This window comes from Clostridium sp. 19966 (assembly GCF_032335695.1).
Lineage (GTDB): Bacteria > Bacillota > Clostridia > Clostridiales > Clostridiaceae > JACTOJ01.
Genome location: NZ_JACTOJ010000001.1, coordinates 265,562 through 279,390, shown reverse-complemented (window position 1 = coordinate 279,390; position 13,829 = coordinate 265,562). Strand labels below are relative to the sequence as shown.

13 protein-coding genes are annotated in these 13,829 nt (G+C 31.4%); 2 read left to right on the top strand and 11 right to left on the bottom strand.

Annotated features, from left to right (window positions below; all coding sequences use genetic code 11):
• Window positions 1-72: 72 nt before the first annotated feature.
• Together IAI10_RS01240 and gpr are read right to left on the bottom strand one after the other, a co-directional pair.
• Window positions 73-1,194, bottom strand: coding sequence for a stage II sporulation protein P (locus tag IAI10_RS01240; protein ID WP_315671481.1), 1,122 nt, complete (start codon window positions 1,192-1,194; stop codon window positions 73-75).
• Between the two features lie 74 nt (window positions 1,195-1,268).
• Entirely contained in the window at window positions 1,269-2,243 is a 975-nt protein-coding gene (gene gpr / locus IAI10_RS01235) for a GPR endopeptidase (RefSeq protein WP_315671480.1), read from the bottom strand.
• Window positions 2,244-2,510: 267 nt separating this feature from the next.
• Between gpr and rpsT the strand changes: the two genes are divergently transcribed.
• Entirely contained in the window at window positions 2,511-2,777 is a 267-nt protein-coding gene (gene rpsT, locus IAI10_RS01230) for a 30S ribosomal protein S20 (protein ID WP_315671479.1), read from the top strand.
• A gap of 105 nt (window positions 2,778-2,882) precedes the next feature.
• Here rpsT and holA read toward each other — a convergent pair whose 3' ends face one another.
• The 4 genes from holA to IAI10_RS01210 form a co-directional block, all read right to left on the bottom strand.
• Window positions 2,883-3,905 (bottom strand): DNA polymerase III subunit delta, encoded by a 1,023-nt coding sequence (gene holA, locus IAI10_RS01225; protein ID WP_315671478.1) that lies wholly within the window; start codon window positions 3,903-3,905, stop codon window positions 2,883-2,885.
• A gap of 16 nt (window positions 3,906-3,921) precedes the next feature.
• Complete coding sequence (locus IAI10_RS01220; protein ID WP_315671477.1) at window positions 3,922-5,664, bottom strand: ComEC/Rec2 family competence protein; 1,743 nt, start codon at window positions 5,662-5,664, stop codon at window positions 3,922-3,924.
• Between the two features lie 75 nt (window positions 5,665-5,739).
• Window positions 5,740-8,208 carry a cation-transporting P-type ATPase gene (locus tag IAI10_RS01215; RefSeq protein ID WP_315671476.1) on the bottom strand — a complete coding sequence of 823 codons (2,469 nt, stop codon included), beginning with the start codon at window positions 8,206-8,208 and terminating at the stop codon, window positions 5,740-5,742.
• A gap of 20 nt (window positions 8,209-8,228) precedes the next feature.
• Window positions 8,229-8,864 (bottom strand): helix-hairpin-helix domain-containing protein, encoded by a 636-nt coding sequence (locus tag IAI10_RS01210; RefSeq protein WP_315671475.1) that lies wholly within the window; start codon window positions 8,862-8,864, stop codon window positions 8,229-8,231.
• A gap of 270 nt (window positions 8,865-9,134) precedes the next feature.
• Here IAI10_RS01210 and IAI10_RS01205 point away from each other — a divergent pair, with 270 nt between their 5' ends.
• Window positions 9,135-10,388 (top strand): D-alanyl-D-alanine carboxypeptidase family protein, encoded by a 1,254-nt coding sequence (locus IAI10_RS01205; RefSeq protein WP_315671474.1) that lies wholly within the window; start codon window positions 9,135-9,137, stop codon window positions 10,386-10,388.
• Window positions 10,389-10,396: 8 nt separating this feature from the next.
• On the opposite strand, the gene IAI10_RS01200 is transcribed toward IAI10_RS01205, so the two are convergent.
• Genes IAI10_RS01200 through nadD form a run of 5 tightly spaced genes read right to left on the bottom strand, consistent with a single transcriptional unit; the run spans window position 10,397 to window position 13,822 of the window.
• Entirely contained in the window at window positions 10,397-11,302 is a 906-nt protein-coding gene (locus IAI10_RS01200) for an RluA family pseudouridine synthase (protein WP_315671473.1), read from the bottom strand.
• The gene (locus tag IAI10_RS01195; RefSeq protein WP_396334329.1) at window positions 11,303-11,683 is read right to left on the bottom strand and encodes a RidA family protein; all 381 of its coding nucleotides are present in this window, start codon (window positions 11,681-11,683) and stop codon (window positions 11,303-11,305) included.
• A 22-nt stretch (window positions 11,684-11,705) separates the two neighbouring features.
• The gene (locus IAI10_RS01190; RefSeq protein WP_315671472.1) at window positions 11,706-12,626 is read right to left on the bottom strand and encodes an LCP family protein; all 921 of its coding nucleotides are present in this window, start codon (window positions 12,624-12,626) and stop codon (window positions 11,706-11,708) included.
• Complete coding sequence (gene yqeK / locus IAI10_RS01185) at window positions 12,616-13,203, bottom strand: bis(5'-nucleosyl)-tetraphosphatase (symmetrical) YqeK (protein ID WP_315671471.1); 588 nt, start codon at window positions 13,201-13,203, stop codon at window positions 12,616-12,618. The genes IAI10_RS01190 and yqeK overlap by 11 nt, the downstream gene beginning before the upstream one ends.
• Window positions 13,193-13,822, bottom strand: coding sequence for a nicotinate-nucleotide adenylyltransferase (gene nadD / locus IAI10_RS01180; RefSeq protein ID WP_315671470.1), 630 nt, complete (start codon window positions 13,820-13,822; stop codon window positions 13,193-13,195). Before nadD ends, yqeK begins: the two co-directional genes overlap by 11 nt.
• Window positions 13,823-13,829: the final 7 nt, after the last annotated feature.

Here is a 13,829-nt window from a genome sequence, read left to right as displayed (position 1 = left end):
ATAAGTGCTGATACACAGCACTTATCTAAAAGAAAACTTATTTAAAAGGATGCTCATTTATTAGAATTTTATTCACCTTTTGCTATTTAAATATTCAGCTATGAGCCTAGAAATATATTTTCCTGAATTTTTGGCTTCATCCGCTGTGCTTATTTGAGCACCAACTTCTAATAAAAAAGCATTATTGCTCATATCTTGATTGAAGTAATCAGTACCATAATTATACCAATATATCCCTCTGCAGTATCCTGGAAATAGTTTATCTGAAATGCCTATCATACTATTTACTATTTCCATATTATTATTTAAATGCGGATTTTTTTTGGTCATTACAAATCTTATTTTAGATACATTGTTTCCATTTATTTTGGTGGTAACGTCATCCCTATTGTATTCAGCATCTCTATGAAGGTCAATAATAATATCAAAATTTTTATATTTATCTAAAGCTTTCTGTAATGTATTTCTTGAAGTTGAATATGCCTTTAAATAATTTAAACTATTATTTGTTTTATCATTAATGGCGGCTATTCCATAATTAGTTTTTAAATCATCAACAATCACATCTCCTACTGCACATACATTTTTATTTGGATCTTCGCTTTGAAAATCTTCATTATCTGTTCCAGCGTAACTTTCGTGTGTATGTGAATGATATATGTATACTCTTGGCTTGTTAGGATCATAATCAAATTTTATGCTTGGATTTTGCGTATTTACTAAATTGCCATTTGAATTTTGCTGAGTTTGCTGTGCATTATTGTTATTTGTATTATTAGCGTTCTGCTGAATCAATTCATTATTGGATAGATTGAAGGATTCTATATTCATAACTGACTTAGTTTCAGCGTTACTGTTGTAAGAATAACTTAATCCAATCTGTCCAAAAAAACTTATTTCCTTGCTCATAAGTGCAAGAGGATTGTATATATCAATTCCTAGAAGCTTCATAGCTTCTCGCTTTACAGATATATTTTCCTCGGTGACCAGTTCATCTTTATAGTTAGTTCCTCTTATGACCGGCATAGTCATGTTTAAGAACTTTGCATATAATATACTGTTATATATTTCTCCATTGCTCTTATTTAGAAATATCCCATTCACCACAAATATTGCAGTAACCATCGCAATTATAAAGCTGAGTGCATAAGGAATAGTATTCATTCTATTGTTATAGGTTTGTTTGTATACCAAAATAATCCCCTCCATCTCTAGTTATTTTTATTGATAGTTATATATATGAGGGGATCTTTGCTAATATGAAAAACCTAATTTAGAAACTTATTTATGTCATCAAGCTCTAAAGCCGGCTGCAGAGAAATATTAATTCCATTAGCAATTATTTTTGAAAGAGAATCTATAACCATATCCACTTCTTTAGGAGTAACCATGAGATTACCTCCATAGGGATCAAGAACTTCTCTTATCATTCTAGCCTTATCCTCCTTATTCATGCATTTAAGCAAATCATAAAACTTGCTGCCTTCTGTGGCATTCTCAATCATCTCATCCACCACTAAATCTATGGTATCGTTAGCCATAGTAGCCGCATCTACCACAGTTGGTACTCCTATAGCAATAATTGGCACTCCTAAGGATTTTTCACTTAATTCCATCCTCTTATTTCCCACTCCGGATCCTGGTGATATTCCAGTATTCCCTATTTGTATAGTTCTGTTAACTCTGTTGAGTTTCCTTGCAGCTAAAGCATCTATGCATATTATTATATTGGGTTTTATTCTATCCACTAAACTTTTTACTATTTCTACACTTTCTATTCCTGTAGTTCCAAGTACACCTGGTGCTATTGCGCACACAGGCCTTATTCCCTCATCTATGGAGTCAGGTATAAGCTCTCTAAGATGCCTTGTTATCATAAGCCTAGAAACTACCTTGGGACCCAGTGCATCCGGTGTTATATTCCAGTTTCCAAGTCCCACTACTAATGCTGTCATACCCTTATCTATGTTAATGAGAGGTTCCATGCATTCAGCTAGAGCTTTGCTAGCCTCATCAATAGCATCACCATCGTAATGCACAAAATTGGGGAGGTCTAAAGTTATATACTTCCCTATGGGCTTTCCCATTTTTTGCTCCCCCAGCTCATTTACTATAGTAACATCAGTAATCTGGAAGTCACCTATCTTATAATCCTTATAATCCACTCCGTCAGTTTTCCCTTTAGTCTCCTGCGAATATATCTCTCTTGCCTCCACTGCAAGATCTGTATGTATATTTCCCATAAAACTTTCACCTACCTAAAATATCAATTTTATCTTTATGACATGTTTCAAGCATTCATTTAAAGTTAAGTTTATTATTTCTAATTTTATGAAGAGTTATACTAAACTACGAACTTATTTTTAGCTAAAACTATTGCTAAAACTATTCTGTAAATTTTGCTTGAAGTACTTTTATTTTAATGTTATAATATCATTTGTTGAATAAGACTCGTGTAGCAATTCCCCAAGCTGCGAGACCCTATTACGATAAAGGGGGTGAATATTAACATGGCAAATATTAAATCAGCTCAGAAGAGAATAAAAGTTACTGAAACAAAAACTTTAAAAAATAAGATGGTTAAATCCGCTTTAAAGACAAAAATAAAAAAATTTGAAACTGCTGTAGCTAGCAACAATGCTGAAGATGCAAAGGTTGCTTACATAGACGCTTCAAAGGCTTTAGATATGGCTGCTTCAAAGGGAGTAATCCATAAAAACATGGCTGCTAGAAAGAAATCAAGATTAGCTGCTAAGTTAAATGGTTTAAGCGCATAATAAATAACCGGTTGTATAGCCGGTTATTTATTTTTTGCCTGATTTTTTGTTCTATTTTAGATTTCAACTATATAAATAGATATCTAGTTATATAGTTGAAAATCATTAGGAAACTCTTGCTGAATTTATTATAAGCATTTCCATCTGTATCTTTTTGTCCAATCCAGAACTCTTAAGCGCCTTTTCGGTAGAAAGGCAAAGCTTCATGCAAGCCTTTATCTGATTAACAGAAAACTTTCTGCTTTGACCTACAAGCTTCTCGCACACATAAGGGTGAAGCTTTAATTGTCTCGCCAAGAAAGTGCTGTCTTTTCCTGCTTCCACTCCAATTTTTATACTGTAAAGAAGCTTAAACTGCCTTACTATCATGTACATTATAGATATTACATTTTCTCCCTTAAATATGAGCTCATTAAGTATATTTAAAGCTTTCTCCGGCCTCTTCTGAGAAAGGAAATCTACCAAATCAAATATATCATCATCACTTACATTAGGCATTAAATCAGTAATATCCTTCTTTGTGATTTCTCTTTCCAAAGTATAGTCAACTAATTTGTCCACCTCATGTAAAATCATGTCCATATTGTTTTCTATATTATCACAAAAGTATTTTAAAAGAGCTCTGTCTAAGTTTTTACCCTTTTCCTCAAATAATGAATTAACTTTTTTATATAATCTCTCACCTTTTAATTTGTCAGCTTTTATAACCTGACATTTCTTTTCCAACTTTCTAATATTGCTTCCAGGTTTTTCTCTGTCATCTTCAAAAACATAATACATAAGCAGTATGCACTGTGAAGGCAGATTGTCCAAGTACTTGCTAATGAGATCAAACTTTTTTTTATTTTCCCTATCTTCCCCATCTTTTAAGAAAGAGCTTCTATATATAACTACTACCTTCTTCTCACTCATAAATGGTAAGGTTTCACAGGCGTTTATAATATCATCGTAGGATACTTTACTGCCGTCAAATTTAACAAGGTTTAAGTCTCGGAAGCTGGAATCGATGACAGAGCTTATAATTTCCTCAATGGCATCTTTAATAAGCTTTTCGTCTGCTCCGCAGAAAACGTAACAGTTTTTTAATTGTTTTTTATTTATATCCTGCATTAATGCATCAATTTCCATTAGATTCATTCCTTCACTAAGTTATAAATAATCGTCCATTTTTTATTTCCACAGAAATGAGCCTATCATAATGATTGTAACTCTTTTCATAATATACATATATTATATCATAATCTGATTCATTTTTCATAAATTGAGTCTTCTGTAAAAAATCCAAATAGGACTTTTGATTATTTTTTATTATATATACTTTTCCCTTATCCATTTCCTTTTGTATTTCTATCTTAATGCCCTCATTAAGTTTATTCAATTGTATATCTTCATCAACATTTTTTATTTCAAGCACATTAAATTTCTTTTTTATATAATCCTCATTATCTGAAAGAGGTTTGAAAGTATATAATACTGATTTAAAGCCATATCTATATATTACTCCATTACTATTTCCAAGCTTCACATAGTCTAATTGAGTATAGTAACTATAATAGCTAAAAGCATACAATATTATGGTAAATAGTGGCATGTATATAAATTTTCTTTTTCCACTCTTAATTAATATATATGATATGTATATCATCATGAATACCAGAGCATCTATATATGATAAATATAACAAACCACTGTATATATTAAGCAATATTTGTTTTCCACCGCTAAGAGCAAGCAGTGCCAATTTAAGTGGAATGCAAGTGATTTTAAATAAAAAATAGCTTTTAGAAACAAGCATAGACAGATTTCCTATGACCACTATTGCAGAATATATTGGAACTATTAATATATTTCCTTGGAGCATGGATAAGCTTACAGAATTAAAAATAGCTGTGCATACAGGAAAGGTAAATATCTGAGCACTAAGACTTAAAGCTATATATTCATCTAATTTTCCAGGTAAGAAGTACATGGCTTTCCTAAATTTCTTATAATATAAGGTTATTCCTAATACAGCTAAATAAGATAATATGCAGCCTATATCTAAAACATAATATGGATAAATAAGCATGAGTATTAATGCAGACAGGCTTATAGATGATAAGGCATCATAATTTCTATATACTTTTTTGGAGATTTTGAGCACTACTATCATCACCCAAGATCTAAAGGTCGAACCACTAAAACCTGTGAATAAGCAGTATAATAATGATATAAATATACCTCCAAATACACCTAAAAACATCTCACATATTTTAAATATGAGCGCCATATGCATTCCAGAAACACTTATTACATGTATAATCCCCAGCTTGCTCATGTCTTGTTTTTCTTCATTTCCAATATAGGAAACATCACCAAAAGCTGCGGCCATAACCTCTCCTGCCTGAGTTTTTCCTAGGAGCTTAGAATATTTATTATAAAGCTCTTCTTTAAAAGAGTAGATTTTTGTTATAAAATCATCCTTCACATTAGAATATTTTTTTATATCGAATTCTCCAACTATTCCTTTTTCAAATTGAGGCTTAAACTTGTAGCTTCCCTCTGCAAAAATAGTTTCTCCTGCCTTAATATTCTTTAAATCTCCATATACAATTACCTTTCTATTCCTTATCCTGCCTTCACAATTATAATCTCCTATTGCTTCTATTCTAATATCTTCTTTATATGAAATTGATTTATGAAAATAACTATAATAATTTAGAAATCCTGAAACCAGAAAAATAAAAGCTATAAAAACATATTTATTATTCTGAGTAAGCATCATTATGATAAAAAACGCAACTGGTAATACAATCCACATGTTTGTGCCTATCAAAAGCTGGTAAGAACTATAGCAGCCAATTAGCGTAGCTATACAATAATAAACCATGGGTTTTCTATCTATCATAAAAAAATAATCCTCCTGGCCTCACTGTGATAAAAATAATATATCCACATTATTGCCAAAAAGGATTTATATAAATCATTTAATTTGAGTTACTATCATAGCTATATTGAGCATTATCATTACCCCATACAGTATATTAGCAACAGTTATGGCTTTTTTCCCTTTTATTCTGTAAAAATTCACTGATATCATAAGTATTATATTTAGCAATAAATACATATCAATAGCTATATATTTCTCAATTATTTTTTTAACTACAATCACAGCAATTAAAATAAAGACGGCTTTTATGTAGGAAAGCATTACAATATTTATCACTTTTTGAGGCTGCCTTTCATATTTGATTTCTGCTATATAATCATTTCTATCTTTGACTTTATCTAATAATATCACCATAGCTAAAATAGTTACATTAAAAAAGTTTATCCAAAATATTTTGTTAAAATTACTTTCTGATATATTAGAATTTGATCCTGTATATAGATAAACCAGCAATACACTACATAACGTAGATAATATAAAAGATATTGTGTTGTCTATTTTATTTATGTAAAAGTATCCATCATATATGAATTTAAGAAGATTTTCTAAAATTCTGTCGGTTATGCTTATATGAGTTAGTGCTCTCACCACTCCGGATAGATTAGGTCTAATAGCAATATTTATATCTGACAAGGAAGCAGACGCTATATCGCTGCTTTGTTTAATGGTGCAAGCTACATTAAATCCATTGTCTTTAACTGCTTGTACAACTTTCGCTTTATTTTCAGGTGATATTTTCGAATATACTTTTACGGTTTTAGAAAGTTTTTTAAATTCAGTATCGCTTATATTGTCTATCTCTACCCCTGTTAAAATCTCATTAATATTTTTCACGAGTCCTAAACTTTTTGCCCATCCGAAGGAAGCTAATTTTGTATCATCAGTTATAAAAATCGGCTCAATCTCCAATTCCATTATTTCTTTTAGAAATTCATCCGCATTATCCTTCTGTAAATCCTGCATAGCAAACACTCCAACGAACACCATATTGCTTTCTATATTTTCACTTAATGTAGGTTGATAATTAAAATTTCTACAGGCAAAAGCCACTACATTCAATCCCCTGCTTTCAAGATCCATAGCATTTTTCTTTATTAAATCAATATCTTCTGAATGTAATTCAGTTTCTACACCATCTTTCATTATAAATGTACAGGAATCCAGTATGCTGGTCAAATACCCTCTTGTACATGCTCTATATTTCCCCGAAATTTCGTATATGAAAGTTAATAATTTTCTTTCAGGATCAAAGGGAAGCATGCTTATTTTTCTACAGTTTTCACTACTTATATCGTACTTGCAATGATTTTCTACATAGTCAACTAAGCTCTCATCAATTATTCCATTGTAATCTTTCGGAGCTGCATCGAAGCCGCTATAATTATTACATAATACTGCTAATTGAAACATCCTCAATATATTATAATCCCTGAGTTCATGTATATCCTTAACTGAGAAAAGCCTATCATCAGTAAAAATGAATTTTACAATCATCTTATTTTCGCTGGTTGTACCGTACTTATCCATTATAAATACATCTGTATTGCATAGATTAGTAAGAGGTGAAAAGCTAAACACTTCACTCTCCTTATTGTTTATAAAGGCTTTTTCAATAGCTAAAAACATTAGTAATACTAGTGCTCCACCATTTACAGTGGTTACTAAAAAAACAGTTCTTAATGCCTCCATTATGCTATAAGAATTATTATAAAACACATAGTAAGCTGCACCAATTATAACTTCAAATAAAAAAACTATCAGTGCATGTACTGCAAATACCCCTTTTATTTTTGAAGCCACTCTTCTTTTATTTCCTATAGTGATATTATTTAAGGCATTCAATTGTTCATAAGCTTTGGTAGACTTGCCAGCAGCCACCACAATCCCTTTACAATACCCATTTATGATATTAGTAGTTTTAAAAAGCATATTTTTCATTAAAGAAATGTTTTCTATCTCTTCATCAATTTTAGTAGAATATTTTTCTACAATATTACTGTCTCCTGAAAGATTTCCTTCTCTAACTTTTAATTTTTCAGCATATACAATTCTCATATCAGCAGGTACCACATCACCTTTGATCAGATTTACAATATCACCTACCACTAGCTCCTTGGATTTAATCTTCGTCCTCGTTCCATCTCTGATGACATTTACCATGCTATTATTAAGTCTTATAACATTTTTGAAATTGTTATATCTATTTATAATATAATAAAGCTGCAGCGCTATAACTATCAAGGTTATCACCGAAACAGCAAAGGCTGGAACCAAGATATTGGCTTTGATAAGTATGCATATATCTAAAACCGCTGCTATAAACCATATTTGCATAAAAACTCTAATAGCTTCAAAAAAATAATTTTTAATTTTAAATTTTATATTATTGTCCCCGTAGGTCCTGCGTCTTAACTCTATTTCATCGGATTTTAATCCTTTCTCTCCATCACTTTTTAGCAAGTTAACCACTGCGCTCCAGGATTTTCTGTACCAATCTACCATGCTTATTCCTCCAGATATAATTAATTCACGCACAATTTATCTTTGAATTTATCCAATGTTTTATCCCCTATTCTTCCCACCTTTTTCAAATCCTCTAAACTCTTGAAATCACCATTTTTTTCTCTATAATTTATTATATTTTGAGCAGTAACCGGACCTATACCTGGCACTTTTTCTAGTTCTTCTACGGTAGCTGTATTTATATTTACAGCACCTGAATCAGAATTCTGCTGAGAATTACTGCTGGCTATATTAGCTGCCGTATTGGAAGTATCATTTTTATCCTTAATATAAATACAATCTTCATCCTTCAGCTTTTTAGCTAGGTTAGGCAGTTTGTCTTTATCTGCATTTTCTGTTATCCCTCCAGCTTTATCTATTAAATCCCTAATTCTAGTACCATTTGCCATGGAATATACCCCAGGTTTTAAAACATCGCCTTTTATTTCAACAACTATATTCTTACTTTTTATATCGTCAGTTTCTGTAATTTCTTTATTTTTTTTATTATTAATATCATCAGATTTTTCGTCTTCTATAAAAATATCATCATTCTTATTACTGGTCTTGCTATCATTAAAAAAGCCAACCAATACAAAGGTCAAACTTAATAACGCTAATATGCTGCAGCCTATTATTTTATTTTTCTTTTTCATAATGACCGTCCTTGTTTATATTTTAGATTCTGTTTTAAATCAGTGTTGATTTTTACAATGATTTAAAACTTCCTTCATTTCGGAAAACTATGTTTTTATAATTACATTATTGACATTTTTAAAAATATATATCGCATTAAGTATATTTTTTTGTTATAATTTATAATGGATATTAATTTATTAATTATAAGTTTTAATTTAATTGAAAAATAAATTCTATTTTATATAAAGTAACAGAGCAGATTTTTAACTAACTATTGGAGGATACCTATGAAAAAATTCGCTATCTTTTTTATCATATTTATTTTATTTTTTGTGAACATACCTTACGTGAGCTATGCCCAAGGAAATAGTCCTGAACCAAATTCTGCTGCAGACAGTGCAGTGCTTATAGACGGTAACACAGGAACTATCCTCTATTCTAAAAATCCTGATACTGCATATCCGCCTGCATCTACTACAAAGATAATGACAAATCTGTTAGTTTTTGAAAAAGGCGGTCTTGACACTAAGGTAACTATAGGAAAGGTTCCTGCTTCTATAGAAGGAAGTTCCATAGGTCTTAGAGAGGGTGAAGAAGTAACAGTAAGAGATTTGCTATATGGATTAAATCTTCAGTCTGGAAATGATTGTGCTTATGCTTTAGCTGAATATGTTGCAGGCTCTGCAGATAAGTTTGTAGAATTAATGAACGCTAAGGCAAAAGAGCTAGGCGCTACAAATACTAACTTTGTAAATCCCTGCGGATTATACAATAAAGACCATAAAACCAGCGCTCATGATTTAGCATTATTTATGAAAGCATTAGTACAATATAAGGAATATCAGCAAATTTCTCAGACCATAATATACAAGATGCCTCCTAACAATAAAGTTCCAGAAGGAAGAACTATATCAAATGAGGATAAGCTGATAACCAAAAACTCAAAATATTATTACAAGGATGCCATAGCCGGCAAGACTGGTTATACTATAGATTCTCTATTTTCTTACACCGCTGCAGCTGAAAGAAATGGTCAGCTTTTAATTGTAGCCTTTGTTCATTCAAAAGAAAAAAGCTATTACGATGAATCTAAAGAACTTTTCGATTACGGTTTTAATAATTTCTCTAACAAGAAATTATTTAGCAAGGGTGATTCTATCGGAACATTTAAACTTTCAAGCAGCGTATCAATACCCGTTACTGCTTCACAGGATTTTCTTTACACCGAGAAGAACGGAGATACTACTACACCTGTAATACAAGATTCTTATAATAATAATTTATCTGCCAAAAATCCAATAAAAGCTGGCGATGTAATAGGCAAAGCTAATATATTATTAAATAATGCTCAAATAGGCACTGTAGATTTACTCAGCAGCAAAGATTATACTCCTGCTGCTGCTAAGAATGAAACTTCGAAAAAAAGCGGCTCAGCTGTACCAAAGGTTATCTTAGCAATTGCAATAGTCGTGGTATTATTAAGAATAAGAGCAGTAAATATCAAAAACAAAAGATATTTAGCAAGAAAAAGACTTAGGTAATCCTCTTATTACCTAAGTCTTTTTAGTTTATCTATAAGCTGTTCCATATCATATGGAATTTTACATACTAAATTAATTAGTTCTTTCTTTCTTGGGTGAATAAAACTTATTTTGCTGGCATGAAGTGCCTGCCTATCTATCAGCTCTCCATCCTCACCTTTACCATATAAAGTGTCACCTATTATAGGATGTCCCTTATGGCTCAAATGAACTCTTATTTGATGAGTCCTTCCAGTTTCCAGCTGCAAATTTAAGATGTCAGCATTTTCAATATGTTCTGCTACTTCATAATGGGTTATGCTTCTCTGACCTCGCTCATCTACTATTCTTTTTATGCTGTCTTCTGAGTCTCTATATATAGGTTCATCAATAGTTCCTTTTTCTTCAGCTAGGTTTCCCCATATAACTGCCGTATAACCTTTTTTAAAAGCATTCTTTTCCATTTCTTTAGCTAAGAACATATGGCTGTACTGGTTTTTAGCAATAACTATAAGCCCAGAAGTGTCCCTATCTAATCTGCTTACGAGTCTTACAATACAATTTTCTCCGTTAGCTTTAAAATGATATAACACTCCATTAGCCAAGGTTCCCACAGGATGACTCTTAGTAGGATGAACTACCATAAAAGGAGGCTTATTAATTACTATCAAGTCCTCATCTTCAAAAACTATATCCAGATCCATTTCTTCAGGCAGAATATTCTGCTCTTCGAACTTGCTTAAAGTAACCTCTAACTTATCATTAGACTTTAAGACATAATTTAATTTAGCAACATTACCATTAACCTTTATTCTTCCCTCAAAAGCTGCTGCTCGAATAAGCCTAGTGGACAATTCTTCTGCATTTTTCAGATAATCCCTAAGCTTTCTTCCTGCTGCTTCCTTATCTATGGTAAAGTATAATTTACTATCCATTTACTTTACGACAGCTATGGCTTCTATTTCAATAAGCGCATCTTTAGGAAGCTTAGCTACCTGCACGCAGGATCTTGCTGGCTGATTTTCTTTGAAATATTCTCCATATACCTCATTCATTGCAGTGAAGTCATTAATATCCTTCATGAAAATAACTACTTTAACTACATCTTCAAGTTCAGCTCCACCAGCATTTAATATAGCTTTCACGTTATTAAGTGATTCAGCGGTAGCCTTCTTTATATCATCTTCAACTAAAATTCCCGTATTCATATCTATAGGAAGCTGTCCAGAAGTATACACAAAATTGCCAGCTTTTATTCCCTGTGAATATGGTCCTATGGCTGCAGGTGCTTTTTCTGTTTTTAAAATTTCTTTCATTATAAATCCCCCTAATAAAACTTTAATTAAGTTTACTTATTAAATCTTTATTTTGCTTTTCATCATACACAAAATATGATACACCATCTAAATACTCTATGTCACCCTTTAATGTGGAAATTGTATAGCCTTTTTTCAAACTATCAGAAAACAATAATCCATATTTAAGAATGGCTTTTCCATTCATATTAGTTTTTATATATTTAGGCATTGCGCTCAAGACGCTAGGAATTTTAGTGATCATAGATGGGCTTTTAAGCTTCTCTATTACTTTGTTTATGAACTCATGCTGATTTGCTATTCTGTCTAAATCCCCCATAGCGAGTCCAGTTCCATCGTTATTTTTTCTCCATCTAAAAAATTCCTCTGCCTTCTTTCCATCTAAATGAATGCTTTCTCCCTTATTAAAATGTATATGGAGATTCTGAGCAGTATCATCATAATCCATATTATTTTTTATTTCCATATCTATTCCGCCAATAATATCAACTATGTTTCTAAAGCCAGAGTAATCAACATATGCATAATAGTTTACATCTATGTTTAGCATATATTCAACAGCTGCTATCGTCAATTTAGGTCCGCCATATACACTTGCAGAATTTATTTTATCGTTTTTATTGTTAATCTGTATTAACGTATCTCTAGGTATAGATATAATACTAAGCTTTTCTTCCTTAGGATTATAATTCAAAAGCATAAGTGTATCTGTTCTGCTGTAACTGATATTTTTTTGTCCATTCCCTATATCAACTCCAGCAAGTAATATATTTACTGGAGAATTATCATTTTTTACTTCATTAGGTTCTACAATATTATCCTTTGAATTAAATCCATTTAGATATGTATATATACTAGATCCCCCAATTATAACAGCTGTAATACCTATAATTAAAATAAATAAAGTTATAAACTTTATATTTTCTTTAGTGCTAGATTTCACTTTTATCCTTTTTAATATGAATAAGCATAAAGTTTCTTGCTAAAACAGTATCCGGATGCAGTAGATCTTTTTTTCCTACAACGTATTTGATAGAATTTTCTAGGGCTTCAAGAAGAGTTTCATCCAAATTTAAAAAAGCTTTCTCTCTGAAATATTCAACTTCAGGAAAATTTCTTGATGGTTCAATATAATCAGCTATGTATATTATTTTTTCTAGAAGAGACATGTTTTCTCTCCCAGTAGTATGGTATCTAACCGCATTTAGAATATCTTCGTCTATTATGCTCATTTTCTCCTTAGCTATTATAATAGCAACTACACTATGAAGTAATTGAGGAGCATTTACTTGAACAAAATCCGGTTCATATCCACCTTTTCTCACAATTTGAAGCAGTTCTTCATTCTTCATATTTTTAGCACAATCATGTAAAAGTGCAGCAGTTGCAGCAGCTTTCTTACTAGCGCCATATCTCTCTGCCAATTTAACTGCTGTATCTCTCACACCCATAACATGATTGAATCTGCGCTGAGGAAGCTTCTGCTTTAAGAAGGTTAGTATATCTTCTTCATTCCACATCTATATCCTCTTCCTTTTTATATAACTCATTCTTATTAATTATTTCCTGAACCCCTTCAGGTAGAAAAAAAGAAATATTCTTATTTTCACCTATGCATTTTCTTATATAAGTAGATGAAATCTCAAGCAAAGGAATATCCAAAAACAGGATATCTTTTTTATATTTCTCTTCTACTTCTTTCTTTTTAGCATGAATTTCTTCTAAACTATATCCACTGCGTTTAAATACTGCTAAAGTACAACCCTGCATTATTCTATCTACATTTTTCCACTTATCCAAATCGAAAAGGCAATCACAGCCGCAAATAAAATACCATTCAGTATTATTGCCATCTTTTTCATTAAAATATTCAATGGTCTGAAAAGTATAACTAAATTCTTCTTTTTTTATCTCATAATCGCTTACTTCCATCCCATCCCTATCTTTAACGGCCTGCTTTGCCATTTCGTATCTCAATTTACCTTCAGTAATATGTTTATTTCTTTTATGCGGAGGATTGCCGGAGGGCATAATCATTAATTTTTCTAATCCCAGCTTCCATATTGCTTCCTGAGCAATATAAATATGCCCTATATGAATCGGATCAAAGGTTCCTCCAAAAATCCCTTTTTTAATCATGCACATC